This window comes from Pseudomonas fluorescens, from assembly GCF_018614655.1.
Lineage (GTDB): Bacteria > Pseudomonadota > Gammaproteobacteria > Pseudomonadales > Pseudomonadaceae > Aquipseudomonas > Aquipseudomonas fluorescens_BX.
In genome coordinates, this window is sequence record NZ_JAGGOG010000016.1 from 214992 (window position 1) to 235449 (window position 20458).

Below are 20458 nucleotides of genomic sequence, written 5' to 3' on the forward strand. Positions count from 1 at the left end.
TTCAGCCTGGCAGTCGTGCGCTGACAAGGCACAGGCTGCGGTGCTGGCGAAGCTGAATGAGGGTGTGAGAGGTTTTCATAAGCTCAACCCTAACCGCGGGGGTGAAAGATGGCAAGCCGTTGAAAAAAATTGAGAGAAGTTCTTCTATTTGCGTCGGATACGAGATTTTATGGCTGAGAAAAGATTGGATGGTGGTTTTGTTTGCACGCCCTTTGCGGGGCGCGCAATTGAGGTGATCTCCTCTTAAGGCTGGAATGCCCCGATAAAAATCGCCGGATCCACCCGTGCGTCATTCAAGCTGATATTCCAGTGCATGTGCGGCCCGGTCGCCCGCCCGGTGGAGCCCACTTTGCCCACCACCGCGCCGCGAGCCAATTGCTGGCCCACGGCAACATCAATCTTCGACATATGGCAAAACATGCTGATAAAGCCCTGGCCATGGTCGACGAACACAGTGTTGCCGTTGAAGAAGTAGTTGCCGGTCAGGATCACCTTACCCGCTGCCGGGGTCTTGATTGGCGTACCGGCGCCTACGGCAAAGTCCAGGCCCGAATGAGGATTACGTTCCTCACCATTGAAGAACCGGCGCACACCAAACTTGCTCGACAGCGGCCCGTTGACCGGCTTGTCCAGTATCAGATTGCTTGGGGTGTTCGGGCTGAAGCTGCGGTAAGCCTTGAGCTGGACAGCCAGTTCGCCTTCGATGCGTTTGAGCTGCGCCGGGTCCGGGTTCACCTGGCTTTTGTTCTTCAAGGTGATGTGTTGTTCCGGATATTTCTTGCTGCCCACCGTGAACGGCAAGTTGCGCGCGCCGCTGCTGATCTGCTGGCTGCCAGGCTTGATGGTCAGCGGGATGCCGACAATCGCCAGCCAGTTGTTCTGCTCCCTGACCACCAACACCGGTTTGCCTTGGAAGGTGGCTTTCGGTGCCGTTGCGCTAGCTCCGAGGTCAACCACCGCAACGCCACCGGGCACCGGTTTGTTCAGCACACGGGTAATGTAGCTGTCGGCATGGGCATTAAAGGTCAGGCACAACAGCATCAACAAGCTTAGAAAACGTGGCATGCATCAATCCAGTAACGAGAGGGTGACGGGGGTCAGGTGGTTGTCTTCCACCCGAACCTGCAATTGGCCTTCACCGAGACGTGCGGTGAGGCGCTGGCCGGTGTGGGTTTGCGCGGCGTTGCGAATCGCCTGGCCGCGTTCGTCCAGCAGAATGCTGTAGCCACGGCCCAAGGTTGCAAGGGGGCTGACCACTTGCAGCGTCTGTACCTGGCTTTGCAACTGCAGGCGACGTGCCTTGAGGCCTTCACGCATGGCGCGGGGCAGGCGTTCGGCGAGGCTGTCCAGGCGTTGACGCAGCAGGGCCAACTGACGGCCTGGGTGTTGGCCGGCGAGGCGGGTTTCCAGGCGGATCAAGCGTTCGCGTCGGGTATTGAGGCTGCGCTCGAAGGCGCGGCGCAGGCGCATGTCCAGGTCGTCCAGGCGTTGGGCTTGCTGACGCAGCCGCTCGCCGGGATGACGCAGACGGCGAGCCATGCCTTCCAGTCGCAGGCGGTCATGCATCAGGCGGTTGCGCATGCGCATCACCAGGCGCCGGTGCAGGCTTTCAACCTGACGCACCAGGTCGCTGGCGTCCGGCGCGAGTAATTCGGCGGCAGCGGACGGTGTAGGTGCGCGCACGTCGGCGACAAAGTCGCTGATGGACACATCGGTTTCATGGCCGACGGCGCTGACAATCGGCGTCACGCAGGCATCCACGGCGCGGGCCACGGCTTCTTCGTTGAAACACCAGAGGTCTTCCAGGGAGCCGCCGCCACGGGCCAGGATCAGCGCGTCGAAGCCGCGGGCATCGGCCAGCTTCAAGGCGCGGACGATTTGTGCCACGGCTTCACGGCCTTGGACGGCCGTGGGGATCAGCGTCAATTGCACCTGTGGCGCACGGCGGCGGAACACGCTGATGATGTCGCGAATCACCGCGCCGGTGGGCGAGCTGATAATGCCGATACGCCGGGGATGAGCCGGCAGCGGTACCTTGCGCTCGGCGCTGAACAATCCTTCGGCGCTGAGCTTCTCCTTCAACGCATCGAAGGCCAGGCGCAGGGCGCCATCGCCCGCCGGCTCCACCGTGTCGAGGATCAACTGATAGTCGCCACGGCCTTCAAACAGCGAGACCTTGCCCCGTACCTTGACCGCCAGGCCGTCTTTCAAGGCTTGACGCACCCGCGCGGCGTTTTGCCGGAACAGCGCGCAACGCACTTGGGCGCCACTGTCCTTGAGGGTGAAGTACACGTGGCCGGAGGCCGGGCGGGCGAGGTTGGAGATTTCGCCTTCGACCCAGATATTGGTGAACACGTCTTCCAGCAACACCCGCGCACGGCCGTTGAGCTGGCTGACTGTCAGGACTTCGCGGTCCAGGCCCAGACGGGCAAACGGGTCTTTAATCATGGGAGGAGATCTTTAGTCATGGGCGGCAGTTTATAGGCATTCGTGCAGGGTTTGACAGAATTGCTCCACCAACGCCGTCGGTGCTTGTCGACAGGCCAGGGCGATGGTGCTTTGGCTGTCGGGATCGGCCAGCGGCAAGAAATGGATGTTGGCGGGCGCGATGTCCTGCATCGACTCAGGCAGCAAGGCGATACCGAACCCGGCCTGGATCAACTGCAATTGGGTGGTCTTGCGCGACATCACCCGTGCGGCTTTGGGGAAAAATCCGGCACGCATGCACAACTCGGCGGACAGATAACTCAGCCCACCCCGTTGCGGGTGAGGGATCGAAATAAACGCTTCATCCCGCAACTGAGTCAGGTCGATACCGCAGGCGGGTGCGTTCTGCGCCAGAGGGTGATTCGGCGGCACTGCCAGTAATAGCCGCTCGCTATATAAAGGCACGATGCGCACCCCCTCGCGCTGGCGCAATACCGGCAAGCGCAACACCCCCACATCCAGCCGACCATCGGCGATTTCTTCCAGTTGTGCTTCGGAGGACAGTTTGGCGATGTCCATCGACACGCCGGGGTACTGTTCAAGATAAGCACTGATCCCTTGCAGCAGGTAGCCGCTCATGGGCACGGTGCTGGAATGACTCAGGCGCAAGGTGCCGAGCTGGCCATTGCCTACTTGAGTGGCCATCTCGCTGGCCTTATGCAATTCATTCAGCAGGTTGCGTGCTCGTGGGTAGAATGCCTCGCCGGCGGCTGTCAGCCTCGGCTGGCGCGCCGTGCGTTCGAACAGCGGGGTTTGCAGGAGGATTTCAAGTTCCTTGATCTGCCGGCTGAGGGCCGATTGTGCGACGAACAGCCGTTCGGCTGCGGCGCTGAAACTGCCGCACTCGGCGATTTCGACGAAGTAGCGCAGTTGGCGGGTGGAAATCACAAGTCATGCCTTTTCGAGATGGGTGAGTGGCTTTGAAGATATTAGTCGCAACTCACGGTGATGGCTAAAGTGACTGCCATCATCTTCAAGGACTACCTTATGAACTGGGTCGAACTGCTTAACCAATGGGCCTTCAGTGGTATCGACTGGCTGGTGATCGGTGCGGGAATTGTCGTGGCCTATATCGTGTTTGGCATCGCAGGGTTCGGCACGGCTCTGGTGGCGGGGCCAATCCTGATTCTGTTCATGCCGTTGTCGAAGATCATCCCGTTGTTGGTGCTGCTGGACTTTGTCGCCGCCTTTGGCAACCTCCTGCAGTCGCGACGGGACGTGAATAAGCCGGAACTGTTGAGGCTGCTGCCGTGCATGGCGATCGGTTGCACCCTGGGCGTTATCTTTCTGCTCAATCTCCACTCGAAGCTTTTATTGCTGCTGATGGGGCTGTTCATCAGTGCCTACGCGATCTATAGCCTGTTGGTAACAGCTCGTCCCAAGCAGTTGGCGGCCGGTTGGGCCATTCCCATGGGCACTGTCGGCGGTCTGTTTGGGGCGTTGTTTGGCAGTGGCGGCTTTTTATATGCGATCTATCTGAATAGTCGCCTGCCCAAAGACCCGGCGCGGGCGACGCAGAGCGCCTTGATCAGTTGCAGCACTGTGGTGCGTTTGAGTCTGTTTTTGCTCGCCGGGGTGTATACCGAGCTACCCTTATTGGTGTTGGCGGTGTGCTTGCTGCCGGCGATGGCCCTGGGGCTGTGGGTCAGCCGGCGGCTGACCCTGCGTATGTCCCGCGAGGCGTTCGTGCGGTTGGTGACCTGGTTGGTGCTGGCCAGCGGCATTGCGTTGATTGTCCGGTACTTGAGTACTTGACCTGCGGGTGTCAGGGATTAAGCTGCCGACCTTCAGGGCCTCTTCGCGAGCAAGCCCGCTCCCACATTTGAACGCATTCCTACAGGATAAACGCAGTCGAATGTGGGCTTGCTCGCGAAGGCGCTAGACGGCACACCGCAGGACACCCAGGCCTCATGAATTCCCAAAGCATCCTTGTCCCGAAGATTTCCACATTGCCCGTCCACGAACCCCGGGCCCGGGCGATTGTGCGCTGGCTGGTGCGCAAGAACATCGTCAAGGAAGAGTTGACCACCTGTGGCCGTACCGGCAACCGCATGGCCTACGCCCTGGCTGACGGTGCCCGCGCCGTGGTGCTGCACCCCGAGGCGCTGCCGTTCAACGAGCCGGTCAATGGCCTGGAGATCATCTATAAACGCTGCATCTACACGCCGGCCAAGGGTTTTCTCGAGGAAGCAGGCTGCTCTGAATGCCTGAAAGAGGTGGGCGAAGCGTTGTTCGAAAGCCTGGAAGACTGGATGCCCGGCCACACCGATAACTTCACCTGCCCCTTGTGCGGTCATGAAGACGACATCAACGGCTTCCTGTTCCTGCAGGAGTGCGGCTTTTCCAACCTGGGATTCATCTTCAACAACTGGGCGGAGGCGGGGTTCAAGCAGAGCTTTATCGACGAGTTTGCCGACTGGCTGGATCAGAAGATCAGTTGGGTCAAAGTCGAGTTGTAGCCCTTCTATGTAGGAGCGAGCTTGCTCGCGAAAAACGTCAACGATAACGCGAGTGTTCTGGTTTAACGCGGTGCTTTTGCGTTCTTCGCGAGCAAGCTCGCTCCTACAGTTTTTATCCTTCTATCAGTAATCCCAACATTGTCAGAGTTTTACATTGAGCCCGCCGGGGTGTCTGAGTATAATGGCGCGCTTCCATTTTCCCGCTCGGGAGCCCCCGCGATGCTGCGTATCAGCCAAGAAGCTCTGACATTCGACGACATTCTCCTAGTGCCCGGTTATTCCGAGGTGCTTCCTAACGAAGTCAGTCTCAAGACCCGCCTAACCCGTGGCATCGAGCTGAATATTCCTCTGGTTTCCGCTGCCATGGACACCGTCACCGAAGCCCGTTTGGCAATCGCCATGGCTCAGGAAGGCGGCATCGGCATCATCCACAAGAACATGACCATCGAGCAGCAAGCTGCCGAAGTGCGCAAGGTCAAGCGTTACGAAGCTGGGGTGGTGAAAGATCCGATCACCATCGAAGCCGACGCCACCGTGCGTGACCTGTTCGACCTGACCCGCCTGCACAATATCTCCGGTGTTCCGGTGCTGCACGATGGCGACCTGGTCGGCATCGTCACTTCCCGTGACGTGCGTTTCGAAAATCGCCTTGAGGTCACCGTCCGCGAAGTGATGACGCCTAAAGAGCGTCTGGTCACGGTCAAGGAAGGCGCCGACAAGAACGACGTTCGCGAATTGCTGCACAAACACCGCATCGAACGCGTACTGATCGTCGACGACAAATTCGCCCTCAAAGGCATGATGACCGTCAACGACATCGAAAAAGCCAAGGCTTACCCGCTGGCCAGCAAGGACGACCAAGGTCGTCTGCGTGTAGGTGCTGCGGTCGGTACCGGTAAAGACACCGGTGACCGCGTCTCGGCCCTGGTCGCTGCTGGTGTTGACGTGGTGGTGGTCGACACTGCCCATGGTCACTCCAAAGGTGTGATCGACCGCGTTCGCTGGGTTAAACAGAATTTCCCTGATGTGCAAGTGATCGGCGGCAACATTGCTACCGGCGCTGCTGCCAAGGCCCTGGCCGAAGCGGGCGCGGATGCAGTCAAGGTCGGTATCGGCCCTGGCTCGATCTGCACCACCCGTATCGTTGCCGGTGTAGGCGTGCCGCAAATCAGCGCCATCGCCAACGTCGCCGCTGCCCTTGAAGGCACTGGCGTACCGTTGATCGCCGACGGCGGTATCCGTTTCTCCGGTGACCTGTCCAAGGCCATCGTGGCCGGTGCTTCCTGCGTGATGATGGGCTCGATGTTCGCCGGTACTGAAGAAGCGCCGGGCGAGATCGAATTGTTCCAGGGCCGTTCCTACAAGGCATACCGTGGCATGGGTTCGCTGGGCGCCATGTCCCAGGCTCAAGGTTCTTCCGACCGCTACTTCCAGGACTCCTCGGCAGGCGCCGAGAAACTGGTACCGGAAGGTATCGAAGGGCGTGTTCCGTACAAGGGCACCCTGAGCGCCATCATCCACCAACTGATGGGCGGCCTGCGTTCCTCGATGGGCTACACCGGCAGCGCCGACATCGAAGAAATGCGCACCAAGCCTGAGTTCGTGCGGATCACCGGTGCTGGCATGGCCGAATCCCACGTTCACGACGTACAGATCACCAAAGAAGCGCCGAACTACCGCGTAGGTTGATGCTTCAAGCAAATAGTTAAGTAACCGGGGCTGTCTTATTCAGCCCCGAGTTGTTTCTGATTCATTAGACGAGACTGATCTCATGGCCCTCGACATTCACGCCCACCGCATCCTGATCCTCGACTTCGGTTCCCAGTACACCCAACTGATCGCCCGCCGCGTGCGTGAAATCGGCGTGTACTGCGAACTGCATCCGTTCGACATGGATGACGAAGCGATTCGCGAATTCGCTCCAAAAGGCGTCATCCTCGCCGGTGGCCCCGAGTCGGTGCACGAAGCCAACAGCCCTCGCTGCCCGCAAGCCGTGTTTGACCTGGGCGTGCCGGTCTTCGGTATCTGCTACGGCATGCAGACCATGGCCGAGCAACTGGGCGGCAAGGTCGAAGGTTCCGAGCTGCGTGAATTCGGTTATGCCCGTGTCGACGTCGTCGGCAAGAGCCGCCTGCTGGACGGTATCGAAGACCACATCGACGCCGATGGCCTGTTCGGCCTCGACGTGTGGATGAGCCACGGTGACAAGGTCACCAAGATGCCGGAAGACTTCCACATCCTGGCCAGCACCCCGAGCTGCCCGATCGCCGGCATGTTCAACGACGAGCGCGGCTACTACGGCGTGCAGTTCCACCCGGAAGTGACCCACACCAAGCAAGGTGGCCGCATCCTGTCGCGCTTCATCCTCGACATCTGCCAGTGCGAAGCGCTGTGGACCCCGTCGAAGATTGCTGAAGACGCCATCGCCAACATCCGTGCCCAGGTCGGCACCGACAACGTCCTGCTGGGCCTGTCCGGCGGCGTTGACTCTTCGGTGGTTGCCGCGCTGCTGCACAAAGCGATTGGCGACCAACTGACCTGCGTCTTCGTCGACAACGGCCTGCTGCGTCTGCACGAAGGCGAGCAAGTGATGGCTATGTTCGCCGAGAACATGGGCGTCAAGGTGATCCGCGCCAATGCTGAAGATCAGTTCCTGAACAACCTGGCCGGCGAGTCCGACCCGGAGAAGAAGCGCAAGATCATCGGCCGCACCTTCATCGACGTATTTGATGCCCAGTCCAACAAACTGGACAACATCAAGTACCTCGCCCAGGGCACCATTTACCCGGACGTGATCGAGTCGGCTGGCGCCAAGAGCGGCAAGGCCCACGTGATCAAGTCCCACCACAACGTGGGTGGCCTGCCTGAGGAAATGAACCTCAAGCTGGTCGAGCCACTGCGCGAACTGTTCAAGGACGAAGTCCGTCGTCTGGGCCTGGAACTGGGCCTGCCGTACGACATGGTCTACCGCCACCCGTTCCCGGGCCCGGGCCTGGGCGTGCGGATCCTCGGTGAAGTGAAGAAGGAATACGCCGACCTGCTGCGTCGCGCCGACCACATCTTCATCGAAGAACTGCGCAAGGCCGACTGGTACCACAAGGTCAGCCAGGCCTTCGTGGTGTTCCAGCCGGTGAAATCGGTGGGTGTCGTAGGCGATGGCCGTCGCTACGCCTGGGTCGTGGCCCTGCGTGCGGTGGAAACCATCGACTTCATGACCGCCCGTTGGGCACACCTGCCGTACGAACTGCTGGAAACCGTCAGCGGCCGTATCATCAATGAAATCGAAGGCATCTCCCGCGTTACTTATGACGTGTCGAGCAAGCCGCCGGCGACCATTGAGTGGGAATGATCCTGCAGTAGCAGATGAACGCTGAATAACAAAACCCCGGCCTTGGCCGGGGTTTTGTGTTTCTGGGGTGTGGATGTTTAAGCGAGAGTCGCACTGGGTCGTTTACTCGAATAAAGGACTATTCAGGATAGATTGCATCGTATATGGTTCATTTATGTGATTTTATCTATTTTGCATTGTATAGGATGTATGTTGATGGGCGATTTAGGAATCCTGATCAAGAGTCTCCGCAAAGCCGCTGGTCTTTCACAAAGCCAGCTCGCGCAACGGCACGGCATGAGTCGCGCAACCATTTCGGGGATTGAGAACAACACCGTCCCTGAAATAGGGATTCGCAAGGTAGCTGCGATCCTTGAGGGCTTGGGATACGAATTGACCGCCATCCCTATGCGTCGGCGCAAGACCCTCGATGAACTGAAATCAGGAAACGTCCATGACTAGTCAACGTGACCGGCTGTATATCGGCGCGGGCGGCGTGCCTGCCGGAACGCTCGGGCGACGTGCAGAAAATCGGCATGATTCGGTCTTCTCCTATAACGAAGGAGTCGCCGACGAGAACGCCGTTTCCTTGACCATGCCGGTGCGACTGGAAAGCTACAACTGGGAGTATGGGATTCACCCATTGTTCGAGATGCACATCCCCGAGGGGCATCTCAAGAACGAGCTTGTGAGACGTTTCAGCAAGTCAGTGCGCGGCTTTGACGATTTCGCTTTGCTGGGCATTGTGGGGCCGCATCAACTGGGTCGTATCAGCGTTGCCCATGAAGCCGATGGCGGGTCGTTGCCTCAGGTCAAGCTTGCCGAGCTGTTGGCCTATGACGGGGCGCAAGACCTGTTCACTGACCTTCTGAACACCTACGCGGCCTACTCGGGAGTATCGGGTGTTCAACCGAAGGTGCTGGTGCGCGACGTTGACGATGGGGCTCCCGATATTGAGCGTCTCACCCATCGAGGCGCCACGCACCTGGTGAAGGCGTTCAACGAGTCAGAATTTCCGCAACTGGCGGCCAATGAGTTTTTCTGCATGCGGGCCGCATTGTATTGCGGTCTTGAGGTGCCTGAATCTCAGCTCAGCCAGCAGGGTAAGCTTCTGGTGGTGAAGCGTTTCGACATCGGTGAAAGCGCCTACCTCGGGTTTGAGGACATGTGCGTTCTATCGGGTTGGGGAACCGCGAAGAAATACGACGGCAGTTACCAGGGATGCGCGAAGCTGATCCGGTCTTTTGTCACGCCAAGTCGTATAACCAGGACGCTGGAGGACTTCTTCATGATGGTGGCGCTCTCTGCCGGTATCCAGAATGGTGACGGACACCTGAAAAACTTCGGCCTGCTTTATGAAAACTGTGCCGAGGATGCTGACGTATGGCTCGCCCCGGCTTACGATCTGGTGACCACCACCGTGTACAACGGCAACGACATCATGGGACTGTTGCTCGGTGGCTCGAAAGCCTGGCCAAAGCGCAAGATGCTGGTTCAGTTCGGGCGTAGTTCCTGTGGTTTGACAGAGGCTCGCTGCAACGAATTGCTAGCTAGAGTGCACCAAGGCATGAGTCGCGCGATGGAGGAGCTTTCCGAGTATCGAAGTACCCATCCAGCGTTCGACGCGGTGGGGGAAAAGATGATCGCTGCCTGGACGACAGGACTAGTGAGAAGTATTGCTGCGTAGTAAGGAACCCGGCTTTTTTTGCCGGGCTTTGGGTGATTCGCCAGGCGCTTTCTTTGCTCAGCGCCGCGCAATATCCGAAAAGTAAAACTTGTCCAACGTATGTCGCGACTCGGTGTATTCGAACTGCCGCCCATCCTGCAAAAACGTCTGGTTACTCACCACAATCACATGGCTCTGGCCATCCAGGTCCAGGTGCAACTGATCATCCTTGCCGCGCGGTAGTGCTTCGATGGTGCGTTGGGCGTAGCTGATCTGTAGCTGCAGTGTCTGCTCGATAAACGCGTAGATCGACTGTTCGGCAATCTCCCGATCAAGCCCCGGAATCAGGTCAGCGACGAAGTGGTTGATGTCGAGGATCACCCGCTTGCCACCGATGCGCCGTACTCGCTTGATCCGGGTGATCAGGCTGCCGGCTTCGGCCTCGATATGTTCCAGCAGTGCGCCTTCCAGCGGGAACTGAGAGAACTCGACGACGTCGGTGCGCACGTCATCCCCAAGGTCGGCATGGGTTTCGCGGAAGCTGACAATCCCGCCCAACTGGAACTCGATGGGGTTGGGCGACAGTACAAACGTGCCCTTGCCATGAATCTTTTGCGCGAATCCGCGTTCCTGCAACTGCTCGATAGCCCGGCGCACGGTGCCGCGGCTGGCCTGATAGGCGTCCATCAGTTCGGTTTCGGAGGGCAGGCGAGTGCCGCGTTGCAGGCGTTCAGTGGTGATGCTGGCAAGCAGATCGGTATAGATCTGGTTGTATTTGCTCATGGGGGAGGGCTCTGTGCCGCGTTTGTATTCAAGGCAGGAACCTTAGAGCCAGAGGTGGGGTTTGTCCATTGAACCATTGGAAAACTGTGGCCTGTGTAGGAGTGAGCTTGCTCGCGAAGATCGTTAACGATAACGCGAAGAGCCTGATACCCCGCAGCGCTCTCAGTTTCTTCGCGAGCAAGCTCGCTCCTGCAGAAAACCGAAAACCATTATTTTTTTAAACTCGTACAGACGAGTTGTTGCTTTAACTCGTCTGTACGAGTACTTTTGCCCTCGGCGTGCTGCCAATAACAAGAATCTAAAGTGGAAGAACAAGCATGAGCCACGACTATCCGACTATTGCCCGCGAGATTCTCCAGAGCCTGGGGGGCAGCGACAACCTTGAGCAAGCGGCCCACTGCGTGACCCGCCTGCGTCTGGCCCTCAAAGACCCAAGCCTGGTCAAGAACGGGGAGCTGAACCAGATTGATCTGGTCAAGGGCTCTTTTTTTACCGGCGGCTTGTTCCAGATCGTGATCGGCCCCGGCGAAGTGGAGAAGGTCTACGCCGCCTTGCGTGAACAGACCGGCCTTGCCGCCTCGACCATCGCCGACGTGAAGCAGAAGGGCGTCGAAAAAACCAACCCGATGCAGCGCCTGGTACGGGTGTTCTCCGATGTGTTCATGCCCATCCTGCCGGCGCTGATCATTGCCGGCCTGTTGATGGGCGTGAACAACCTGATGGGCGCCAAGGGCATGTTCATTGCGGACAAGACCTTGCTTGAGGCTTATCCGAACCTGGATGGCCTGTGGAGCCTGATCAACCTGATGGCCAACACCTCGTTCGTGTTCCTGCCGGCGCTGGTGGGCTGGTCGGCGGCCAAGCGGTTTGGCGGCAGTGAAATCCTCGGCATCGTCCTTGGCCTGATGCTGGTACACCCGGACCTGCTCAATGCCTGGAACTACGGCAAGGCGGTGGCCGGGCTCGACGGCCAGAGCCTGCCGTACTTCGATATTTTCGGTTGGTTCAAGATCGAGAAGGTCGGTTATCAGGGGCAAATTCTGCCGATCCTGATGGCGGCCTACGTCATGAGCGTGATTGAGAAATGGCTGCGGGCGCGAGTACCGAACGCCATTCAATTGTTGGTGGTGCCGATTACCACCATTGTCGTCACTGGCGTGCTGGCGCTGGCGATCATTGGCCCGGTGACCCGTCACCTGGGCATCCTGATCACCGAAGGTGTAGTCACTCTGTTTGACCTGGCGCCGATGGTCGGCGGAGCGATCTTTGGCCTGTTGTATGCGCCGTTGGTGATCACCGGCATGCACCACATGTTCCTCGCCGTGGACCTGCAGCTTATTTCAACTCAGGGCGGCACGTTTATCTGGCCGATGATCGTCATGTCCAACCTGGCCCAGGGCAGCGCAGCGCTTGGTGTGTTCTACATGAGCCGCAATGCGCGGGATAAAAGCATGGCTTCGACCTCGGCGATTTCCGCTTATTTCGGGATCACCGAGCCGGCGATGTTTGGGGTCAACCTGCGCTTCAAGTTTCCGTTCTATGCGGCCCTCACCGGGTCGGCGCTGGGCAGCATTTTCCTCTCGCTGAACAAGGTCCAGGCCTCGGCCATCGGGGTCGGTGGCTTGCCCGGTTTTATCTCGATCATTCCGCAATACATCCCGAGTTTTGTCATCGGCATGGTCATCGCAATGGTGGTGCCGTTTGTTCTGACTTGCGGGTTGAGCATGAAGATTGTTCGGCCTGGTTATCGGGTCGCCTGATCTACCGCTTTCGACTTGCTCGCGAAGGGGTCTCAAGACCAGCACAAAACTCAATTGAAGGAGTCCACCATGCAAGACTGGCAACACTCGGTGATCTACCAGATCTACCCCAAAAGCTTCCACAGCCACGCGGGTAACGCCACCGGTGACTTGCTGGGTGTCGTGGACAAACTCGATTACCTGAAGTGGCTCGGCGTCGATTGCCTGTGGATCACGCCGTTTCTGCGCTCGCCCCAGCGTGATAACGGCTATGACATCAGTGACTACTACGCCATCGACCCGAGCTACGGGACCATGGCCGACTGTGACCTGCTGATCAATGAAGCGGCGAAGCGTGGCATCAAGCTGATGCTGGACATCGTGGTCAACCACACCTCCATCGAACACGAGTGGTTCCAGCAGGCCCGCAGCAGCCTGGACAACCCGTACCGCGATTTCTACATCTGGCGTGATCAGCCGAACAACTGGGAGTCCAAGTTCGGCGGTTCGGCCTGGGAATACGAGGCGCAAACCGGCCAGTACTTCCTGCACCTGTTCGACCACACTCAGGCCGACCTCAATTGGGATAACCCGAAAGTCCGTGCCGAAGTCTTCAAGCTGATGCGCTTCTGGCGTGACAAGGGAGTGGGAGGTTTTCGCCTGGATGTGATCAACCTGATCTCCAAGCCAAAGGACTTCCCGGAAGACAACAGCGACGGCCGCCGTTTCTACACTGACGGCCCGAATGTGCACGAATACCTGCAGGAAATGCACCGTGAAGTCTTCGAAGGTCATGACCTGATCAACGTCGGCGAAATGTCCTCCACCAGCCTTGAGCACTGCATTCGCTACTCGCGTCCCGAGTCCAAAGAACTGTCGATGACCTTCAACTTTCATCACCTGAAAGTGGATTACCCGAACCTGAAAAAATGGGTGCGGGCCGACTTCGATTTCTTGCAGCTCAAACAGATTCTTTCCGACTGGCAACTGGGCATGCAGGCCGGTGGTGGTTGGAACGCACTGTTCTGGTGTAACCACGATCAGCCGCGGGTGGTCTCGCGTTTTGGCGACGACGGCGAGCACCGCGTGGTCTCGGCGAAGATGCTTGCCACCGCGCTGCACTTCCTGCAAGGCACGCCCTTCATCTACCAAGGTGAAGAGCTGGGCATGACCAATCCGGGCTTCGACAAGATCGAGCAGTACCGCGATGTCGAGACCTTGAACATCTATCGGCTCAAGCGCGATGCGGGAGAGTCCGAAGCTGAAAGCATGGCCGCGATCATGCAGAAGTCCCGGGACAACGGCCGCACACCGATGCAATGGAGTGAAGGGGCCAACGCCGGTTTTGGCAGTGGTGAACCGTGGATCGGTATTCCTGCCAACGCCGCGCAAATCAACGTCGAGAGCCAGCTCGATGACCCGGAGTCGGTGCTGCATCACTACCGCGCGTTGATCGCCTTGCGTCGTCATGAGCCGTTGATCCAGGAAGGTGTTTACCGCCAATTGCTGCCAGAGCACCGGCAGGTTTGGGCCTATCTGCGCGAAGGTCATGGCGAGCGCTTGCTGGTGGTGAACAACTTCTACGGCACGCCGTGCCAGGTCCAATTGCCCCAAGCGATTTTCAATCAGGCGACCGAGCAACGCCTGCTGATCAGCAACTACGCCGACTGCCCGGTGCGTACGGGTCAGGTGTCGTTGCGCCCTTATGAGTCCTTTGTGCTGCACCTCAAGGACTGACCCAAAACCCGACGTAGATACCGTCTTGAACCTCACGGGACAAGATCCCGTAGTAGCTGTCGAGCCTTGGCGAGGCTGCGTACGGGAGCCACTCGGTTTCAGCGCCCGGCTCATTGGTAGCGGCGTGGCCTTCGCAGCCTCGCCAAGGCTCGACAGCTGCTACGTGAAACCGCAGGGCTTGCTTCACAAAACATAATAAAAACATCGGAGCGCTTCATGAAAACAACAATAAAACTGGGCCTCGTTGCCTCTTGTCTGTCTTTACCGTTTGCCGCCCAGGCCCTGGAGTTTGCCGGTTACTTGCGCAGCGGTGCGGGGACCTCGACGGGCAGCGGTAAGCAGCAGTGTTTCCAACTTCCCGGTGCGCAATCGAAATACCGTCTGGGTAACGAATGCGAACAGTACGCCGAGCTGGAGTTGCGCCAGGACCTGCTGACCCTCGACGACGCTTCGGTGTTCAGCGTCGATGCCATGGCCTCTCTGTACAACCAGTACGATCGTGAGCTGAAGTTCCAGGGCGAAAACAACGGCTCGGCGCGCATGCCGCAGATGTATGCGCAGTGGTCGAATCTGCCCAGTCTCAACGGCGGTTCGCTGTGGGCCGGTCGGCGCTATTACAAACGTAACGACATCCATATTTCCGACTTCTACTACTGGAACCAGAGCGCCACGGGCGGCGGTATTGAGGACGTGAAAATCGGTGATCTGAAATACAGTTACGCGATTTCGCGCAAGGACAACCTGTACCAGAAGGAATACGCCACCCGTCACGACTTCAACGTGGCCGGCTTCAAGACCAACCCGAGCGGTGAGCTGGAGCTGGGCTTGAGCTACATCGAAAAGGCCGGTGGTCGCGAGGCCAACAGCGGCTGGGCCATCACCGCCCAGCATGTGCAGAAACCCTTCCTGGGCGGGCGGAACAAGTTCGCGCTGCAATACGGCGAAGGTCCGGGCACAGGCCTTGGCTACACCGGCAATACCGCCCTGGATAACAGCAGTAAAAGCTACCGCGCGGTGGAGTTTTTCGACTGGCAGGTGACGCCGCGTTTTGGCGGCCAGGTCGAGGCGGTGTACCAGAAAGACATTCGCCCGGGCAGCCAGGATCAGACCTGGATGTCCATCGGGGTGCGCCCGGCCTATGCGATCAGCGAGCAGTTCAAGCTGGTGACCGAGCTGGGCCACGATCAGGTCGAGGCCACCGGCGGTACCCGCAAGCTGAGCAAATTTACCTTCGCCCCGACCTGGTCGCCTAAAGGTCCGGATTTCTGGGCGAGGCCGGAAGTGCGTTTGTATTACACCTACGCTACCTGGAATGAAGCAGCCAAACGTGCGGCCAATGAACTGGCGGCGGGTTCGGCGTTGTCCGACACCGGCGCCTACGGCACGGCGCGGCATGGATCGAATTTTGGTGTGCAGGTCGAATACTGGTGGAAGTAATCACTTATCTGTAGGAGCGAGCTTGCTCGCGAAGAACTCAAGGGCAACGCGTTTATCCAGAATGCACGCGTTATTGTTGACGACCTTCGCGAGCAAGCTCGCTCCTGCAGGGAATTTTTACAGAACAGAACAGCAGGTGAAGTCATGACCACAACCCAACCCCTGGAACTGCTGGCGCCCTTGTCCGGTGTGCTGCTGCCCCTGGACCAGGTGCCCGATCCGGTGTTCTCCAGTCGGCTGATTGGCGATGGCCTGTGCATCGACCCGACATCACAAACCCTCTGCGCGCCTCTGGCGGGTGTGATCAGTAATATCCAGGACAGTGGCCATGCGGTGAGTGTCACCGGTGACAACGGCGTCCAGGTATTGATGCACGTCGGCCTGGACACCGTGAACCTGGCTGGCAAGGGCTTTACCCGGTTGGTCGAGGAAGGCCAGCGGGTGGAGGCCGGTCAGCCGCTGATCGAATTCGATGCCGACTTTATCGCGCTCAACGCTCGCAGTTTGCTGACGCTGATGCTGGTCGTCAGCGGCGAACCGTTTGTGCTGCTGACGCCGCGCACCGGGGTGGTGGAGGTGAGGCAAGCGCTGCTTCGGGTGACGCCTGAGGCCAGTGCTGACGATGTGGCGGAAGAGGAGGGCGATGCGCTGTTTTCCAAACCCCTGACGCTGCCCAATGCCAATGGCTTGCATGCCCGGCCGGCGGCGGTATTTGCCCAGGCGGCGAAAGGCTTCAAGGCGAGTATTTATCTGCACAAACAAACCCGGAGCGCCAACGCCAAGTCGTTGGTGGCGATCATGGCGTTGCAGACGGTGCAGGGTGATTCCTTGCAAGTGAGCGCGGTGGGGGATGAGGCTGAAGCGGCAATCAAGGCGTTGGTGGCGTTGCTGGCTGAAGGCTGCGGCGAGACGGTGCTGGCTGCACATGCCGAGCCCGTCGAACCGGTCGCGCCGGCTTCATCCCCGAGCCTGCTGCGGGGCGTGTGTGCGTCGCCGGGTTCGGCGTTTGGCCAGGTGGTGCAGGTGGCCGAACCGGAATTGAACATCACTGAAGCGGGCAGCGGCGAAGCCGTCGAACGTGCGGCACTGGCGAGCGGTCTGCAGCAGGCCAGCGAGGCCCTGCAAGCCTTGCAGTCCAGGGCTGTCGGCAGCGCCCAGGCGGAGATTTTCCGTGCTCATCAAGAATTGCTGGAAGACCCGACATTGCTGGAGCAGGCCCATGCTCTGTTGACCCAGGGCAAGAGCGCCGCGTTCGCCTGGAACAGTGCCACGGCGGCCACTGTCATACTGTTCCAGGGCTTGGGCAGTGCACTGCTTGCCGAGCGCGCCGCTGACTTGGCAGACGTCGGCCAGCGGGTGCTGAAGCTGATTCTTGGGGTCAAGGACAGTGCCTGGGATTTGCCGGAGCAAGCGATCCTTATCGCCGAACAACTGACCCCTTCGCAAACCGCCAGTCTCGATACCCGCAAGGTGTTGGGTTTTGTCACGGTTGGCGGTGGCGCCACCAGCCATGTGGCGATTCTCGCCCGCGCTCTTGGCCTGCCCGCTATCTGCGGCGTACCGATGCAAGTGCTGGCGTTGGCCAATGGCAGCCAGGTGCTACTGGATGCCGACAAGGGTGAATTGCACCTGGACCCGGACTTGGCCGAAATCGAGCAATTGCAGGCTGCTCGCCAACAGCAAGTACTGCGCCGCCAGCAGGAAGTGGAGCAGGCCTCGCTGGCCGCCACCACGCGTGACGGTCATCACGTGGAAGTGACGGCTAACGTTGCCTCGCTGCAAGAGGTCGAGCAATCGCTGGTCCTGGGCGGTGAAGGCGTCGGTCTGCTGCGTTCGGAGTTTCTCTACCTGGATCGCAACCGCGCGCCGAGCCCCGAGGAACAGGCGGGCACGTACAACGCCATCGCCCGGGCGTTGGGGCCGGATCGTAATTTGGTTGTACGCACCCTGGACGTCGGTGGCGACAAGCCGTTGGCTTATGTGCCGATGGACAGTGAAACCAACCCATTCCTGGGGCTGCGCGGGATTCGCCTGTGTCTGGAGCGTCCGGAACTGTTGCGCGAGCAGTTCAGGGCGATTCTCGCCAGCGCGGGCCTGACCCGCCTGCATATCATGCTGCCGATGGTCAGCCTGCTGTCGGAGCTGCGCCTGGCACGCAAGATTCTGCAAGAGGAAGCGCAGGCCCTGGGGCTTACGGAACTGCCGAAACTGGGAATCATGATCGAGGTGCCCTCGGCGGCCTTAATGGCTGACCTGTTTGCGCCGGAAGTGGATTTCTTCTCCATCGGCACCAACGACCTGACCCAATACACCTTGGCCATGGACCGTGATCACCCGCGTCTGGCCAGCCAGGCCGACAGCTTTCACCCGGCAGTGCTGCGCCTGATCGCCAGCACGGTCAAGGCGGCCCATGCCCATGGTAAGTGGGTCGGTGTCTGCGGTGCACTGGCTTCGGAGGCGCTGGCTGTACCGATGTTGCTCGGGCTGGGGGTGGATGAGTTGTCGGTCAGCGTGCCGCTGATCCCAACCATCAAGGCCACGGTGCGTGAGCTGGACCTGGCGGACTGCCAGTTGATCGCCCGCCAGGTGCTGGACTTGGAAGAAGCCTCTCAGGTGCGCGAGGCCTTGCGGCTGTACCGCGTGGCTACCGTCGAAACCTCTTTGGTTGTGGAGAACTGAGCATGTTCGAGAAATTGCAACGGGCGTTCTGGAAGGCCCTGACGCCGGACTTGATTGCCGAGACGGTGACTGTGCCGACGGGTGAAACACCACTGGCGCCGGGGGTGTTGAGTGCGCTGGGAGGTGCGGGCAACCTCAAGTCGCAACAACGGGTGGCACTGACTCGGGTGCGGGTGCAATTGCACGAGCCGGGGCGATTGGATGCGGTAGCACTACGGGCGGCGGGTGTGCCGGGAGTGATGGTGCTGACGGGTGGGGTGGTGCACCTGATCACCGGTCTATAAAACAAAGGAGATCAAATGTGGGCCGGGCTTGTCGCACCGCCGCGATGGCCATAGGCACTACACATTTCTTGAATCCCCTGAATCCCCTGTAGCCGCTGCCGAGGTACGAGGCTGCGATAAGGGTCGCAGGACCTTCGACAATTCAAGATCCTGGCGACTGCTGCGCAGCCGATCGCAGGCTGCGCCAGCGGCTACAACCGCTATCGTGGGCAGGGCGTGAGTTACAACTGCGGGCTTTCTTCGGCGGGCTTGGTCTTGTCCACGCCCGGTACATGCAGGTTACCTTCCACCACCTGGTTGCCTTCGAGCTGCGGCTGCGTTACCCAGGTCAGGATGTCGTAGTAGCGTCGGATGTTCGCCACAAAATGCACCGGTTCACCGCCTCGGGCATAGCCGTAACGAGTCTTGCTGTACCACTGCTTCTGCGACAGGCGCGGCAGCATTTTCTTTACGTCCAGCCACTTGTTCGGGTTCAGGCCTTCTTTTACAGCCAGCTTGCGGGCGTCGTCCAGGTGACCGGTGCCGACGTTGTAGGCGGCGAGGGCGAACCAGGTGCGATCCGGCTCGGCAATCTTGTCGTCCAGTTCATCTTTGATCCTGGCCAGGTACTTGGCGCCGCCCATGATGCTCTGCTTGGCATCCAGGCGGTTGGACACACCCATGGCTTGCGCGGTGTTCTGGGTCAGCATCATCAGGCCACGCACGCCGGTCTTGGAGGTGACCGTCGGCTGCCACAGGGACTCCTGATATCCAATGGCCGCCAACAGCCGCCAATCGACCTTTTCTTCCTTGGCGTAAGCCTTGAAGTGTTTCTCGTACTTGGGCAGGCGTTGCTGCAAGTGCTGGGCGAAGGTATAGGCACCGACATAGCCGAGTACATCGACATGCCCGTAATAGCGATCTTTCAGACGCTGCAAGGTGCCGTTCTTCTCAACCTTGTCGAGGTAACTGTTGACCTCATTGAGCAGGCTGTTGTCTTCACCCAGCGCCACAGCCCAGCTCTGGTGGCTGGCGTCTCCAAGGTCAAAGGCAACTCGCACGTTGGGGAAGTACACCTGGTTCATTGCCACTTCGTTGGAGTCCACCAACGTCAGGTCGATTTGCCCTTCGTCGACCATGCGCAACAGGTCGACCACCTCAACGGCGTCGGACTCTTCGTATTCAATCGCGGGAAATTGCTTTTTCAGTGCGGCCAATTGTTCGGCGTGGGTGCTGCCCTTGAGCACCATGATCTTCTTGCCTGCCAGATTTGCCGCCGTGGTGGGGCGGGACTGGCCGTTGCGGTAGATGATCTGTGGGGTGACTTCCAGATAAGGATGGGAGAAGCGCACTTGCTGGCGGCGCTGCTCGCTGCTGACCAGACCGGCGGCGGCCAGTACCGGACCGTTGGGTTTACCCAACTGGCCGAACAGGTCGTCAAGGTTGTCGGCGGTCTCGATCTCCAGCTTCACCCCCAGGTCATCGGCAAAGCGCTTGACCAGTTCGTATTCGAAACCGGTTTCGCCGTTGCGGTCCTGGAAATAGGTGGCCGGGCTGTTTCGGGTGACCACCCGCAATACGCCATCCTCCTTGATTCGCTCGAGCGTGCTGGGTTTATCAACACAGGCGCTGAGCATCAGGAAGAGTCCGGTGGCGATGAGCCATTTGGCGCATCGCGGGCGCAAAGCAGTTGGGGAAAACATCTGCGCAGTATACGCAAAGGACCCTCGGCGCCATATCTCGACAGCATGAGACTTGTCTGATAGCACCCCGCAAGCCGGGCTGAAGGCCGCAGAAACGGGGCCTGGCGAGCGATTATGAGGGCTAAAATAACTGCTCGGAATGACCCGGATAACGCCCTGATACGGTGCGATTTATGC

The 20458-nt window shown here is 59.4% G+C and carries 16 protein-coding genes; 11 read left to right on the plus strand and 5 right to left on the minus strand.

Annotated features, from left to right (window positions below):
• Positions 1-243: 243 nt before the first annotated feature.
• The 3 genes from J7E41_RS16995 to J7E41_RS17005 are packed head-to-tail and all read right to left on the minus strand — an operon-like array spanning position 244 to position 3375.
• Positions 244-1065, minus strand: a complete 822-nt coding sequence (locus J7E41_RS16995) for a peptidoglycan DD-metalloendopeptidase family protein (protein WP_214994513.1) — start codon at positions 1063-1065, stop codon at positions 244-246.
• 3 nt (positions 1066-1068) lie between these two features.
• The gene (gene xseA, locus J7E41_RS17000) at positions 1069-2448 is read right to left on the minus strand and encodes an exodeoxyribonuclease VII large subunit (RefSeq protein WP_214994516.1); all 1380 of its coding nucleotides are present in this window, start codon (positions 2446-2448) and stop codon (positions 1069-1071) included.
• A gap of 30 nt (positions 2449-2478) precedes the next feature.
• Positions 2479-3375 carry a LysR family transcriptional regulator gene (locus J7E41_RS17005; RefSeq protein ID WP_214994518.1) on the minus strand — a complete coding sequence of 299 codons (897 nt, stop codon included), beginning with the start codon at positions 3373-3375 and terminating at the stop codon, positions 2479-2481.
• A gap of 99 nt (positions 3376-3474) precedes the next feature.
• Between J7E41_RS17005 and J7E41_RS17010 the strand changes: the two genes are divergently transcribed.
• The 6 genes from J7E41_RS17010 (at position 3475) to J7E41_RS17035 (ending at position 9961) form a co-directional block, all read left to right on the plus strand.
• Positions 3475-4242 carry a sulfite exporter TauE/SafE family protein gene (locus J7E41_RS17010; RefSeq protein WP_214994520.1) on the plus strand — a complete coding sequence of 256 codons (768 nt, stop codon included), beginning with the start codon at positions 3475-3477 and terminating at the stop codon, positions 4240-4242.
• Between the two features lie 155 nt (positions 4243-4397).
• The gene (locus tag J7E41_RS17015) at positions 4398-4946 is read left to right on the plus strand and encodes a sugar ABC transporter ATPase (protein WP_214994522.1); all 549 of its coding nucleotides are present in this window, start codon (positions 4398-4400) and stop codon (positions 4944-4946) included.
• A gap of 219 nt (positions 4947-5165) precedes the next feature.
• Positions 5166-6635 (plus strand): IMP dehydrogenase, encoded by a 1470-nt coding sequence (gene guaB / locus J7E41_RS17020; RefSeq protein WP_016977684.1) that lies wholly within the window; start codon positions 5166-5168, stop codon positions 6633-6635.
• 82 nt (positions 6636-6717) lie between these two features.
• The gene (guaA, locus tag J7E41_RS17025) at positions 6718-8295 is read left to right on the plus strand and encodes a glutamine-hydrolyzing GMP synthase (protein ID WP_214994524.1); all 1578 of its coding nucleotides are present in this window, start codon (positions 6718-6720) and stop codon (positions 8293-8295) included.
• A 195-nt stretch (positions 8296-8490) separates the two neighbouring features.
• Positions 8491-8736, plus strand: a complete 246-nt coding sequence (locus J7E41_RS17030; protein ID WP_214994525.1) for a helix-turn-helix domain-containing protein — start codon at positions 8491-8493, stop codon at positions 8734-8736.
• A complete protein-coding gene (locus J7E41_RS17035) occupies positions 8729-9961 on the plus strand; it encodes a type II toxin-antitoxin system HipA family toxin (RefSeq protein ID WP_214994527.1) in 1233 nt (410 codons plus the stop codon). Before J7E41_RS17030 ends, J7E41_RS17035 begins: the two co-directional genes overlap by 8 nt.
• Before the next feature lie 57 nt (positions 9962-10018).
• Here the strand turns inward: J7E41_RS17035 and treR are convergent, their stop codons facing one another.
• Positions 10019-10723 carry a trehalose operon repressor gene (treR, locus tag J7E41_RS17040; protein ID WP_214994529.1) on the minus strand — a complete coding sequence of 235 codons (705 nt, stop codon included), beginning with the start codon at positions 10721-10723 and terminating at the stop codon, positions 10019-10021.
• Between the two features lie 317 nt (positions 10724-11040).
• Between treR and treP the strand changes: the two genes are divergently transcribed.
• The 5 genes from treP to J7E41_RS17065 all read left to right on the plus strand — a co-directional run bounded on the left by treP (position 11041) and on the right by J7E41_RS17065 (position 18599).
• Positions 11041-12483 (plus strand): PTS system trehalose-specific EIIBC component, encoded by a 1443-nt coding sequence (gene treP, locus J7E41_RS17045; protein ID WP_214994531.1) that lies wholly within the window; start codon positions 11041-11043, stop codon positions 12481-12483.
• A 69-nt stretch (positions 12484-12552) separates the two neighbouring features.
• Positions 12553-14199: an alpha,alpha-phosphotrehalase gene (gene treC / locus J7E41_RS17050; RefSeq protein ID WP_214994533.1), complete on the plus strand. Its 1647-nt coding sequence runs from the start codon at positions 12553-12555 to the stop codon at positions 14197-14199.
• A 216-nt stretch (positions 14200-14415) separates the two neighbouring features.
• Positions 14416-15636 (plus strand): maltoporin, encoded by a 1221-nt coding sequence (locus J7E41_RS17055; RefSeq protein ID WP_214994535.1) that lies wholly within the window; start codon positions 14416-14418, stop codon positions 15634-15636.
• Positions 15637-15780: 144 nt separating this feature from the next.
• The gene (gene ptsP / locus J7E41_RS17060) at positions 15781-18315 is read left to right on the plus strand and encodes a phosphoenolpyruvate--protein phosphotransferase (protein ID WP_214994537.1); all 2535 of its coding nucleotides are present in this window, start codon (positions 15781-15783) and stop codon (positions 18313-18315) included.
• 2 nt (positions 18316-18317) lie between these two features.
• Entirely contained in the window at positions 18318-18599 is a 282-nt protein-coding gene (locus tag J7E41_RS17065; RefSeq protein WP_214994539.1) for a PTS transporter subunit EIIB, read from the plus strand.
• 221 nt (positions 18600-18820) lie between these two features.
• Here J7E41_RS17065 and mltF read toward each other — a convergent pair whose 3' ends face one another.
• Positions 18821-20281, minus strand: coding sequence for a membrane-bound lytic murein transglycosylase MltF (gene mltF / locus J7E41_RS17070; RefSeq protein WP_214994540.1), 1461 nt, complete (start codon positions 20279-20281; stop codon positions 18821-18823).
• Between the last annotated feature and the right edge of the window lie 177 nt (positions 20282-20458).

Excerpts from the sequence above, each read along its gene's own strand:
- guaA (WP_214994524.1), top strand. The coding sequence starts at position 6,718 with ATGGCCCTCGACATTCACGCCCACCGCATCCTGATCCTCGACTTCGGT.
- J7E41_RS16995 (WP_214994513.1), bottom strand. The coding sequence starts at position 1,065 with ATGCCACGTTTTCTAAGCTTGTTGATGCTGTTGTGCCTGACCTTTAAT.
- xseA (WP_214994516.1), bottom strand. The coding sequence starts at position 2,448 with ATGATTAAAGACCCGTTTGCCCGTCTGGGCCTGGACCGCGAAGTCCTG.
- J7E41_RS17015 (WP_214994522.1), top strand. The coding sequence starts at position 4,398 with ATGAATTCCCAAAGCATCCTTGTCCCGAAGATTTCCACATTGCCCGTC.
- treR (WP_214994529.1), bottom strand. The coding sequence starts at position 10,723 with ATGAGCAAATACAACCAGATCTATACCGATCTGCTTGCCAGCATCACC.
- J7E41_RS17010 (WP_214994520.1), top strand. The coding sequence starts at position 3,475 with ATGAACTGGGTCGAACTGCTTAACCAATGGGCCTTCAGTGGTATCGAC.
- mltF (WP_214994540.1), bottom strand. The coding sequence starts at position 20,281 with ATGTTTTCCCCAACTGCTTTGCGCCCGCGATGCGCCAAATGGCTCATC.
- ptsP (WP_214994537.1), top strand. The coding sequence starts at position 15,781 with ATGACCACAACCCAACCCCTGGAACTGCTGGCGCCCTTGTCCGGTGTG.
- J7E41_RS17035 (WP_214994527.1), top strand. The coding sequence starts at position 8,729 with ATGACTAGTCAACGTGACCGGCTGTATATCGGCGCGGGCGGCGTGCCT.
- J7E41_RS17065 (WP_214994539.1), top strand. The coding sequence starts at position 18,318 with ATGTTCGAGAAATTGCAACGGGCGTTCTGGAAGGCCCTGACGCCGGAC.
- J7E41_RS17030 (WP_214994525.1), top strand. The coding sequence starts at position 8,491 with ATGGGCGATTTAGGAATCCTGATCAAGAGTCTCCGCAAAGCCGCTGGT.
- treC (WP_214994533.1), top strand. The coding sequence starts at position 12,553 with ATGCAAGACTGGCAACACTCGGTGATCTACCAGATCTACCCCAAAAGC.
- J7E41_RS17055 (WP_214994535.1), top strand. The coding sequence starts at position 14,416 with ATGAAAACAACAATAAAACTGGGCCTCGTTGCCTCTTGTCTGTCTTTA.
- guaB (WP_016977684.1), top strand. The coding sequence starts at position 5,166 with ATGCTGCGTATCAGCCAAGAAGCTCTGACATTCGACGACATTCTCCTA.
- treP (WP_214994531.1), top strand. The coding sequence starts at position 11,041 with ATGAGCCACGACTATCCGACTATTGCCCGCGAGATTCTCCAGAGCCTG.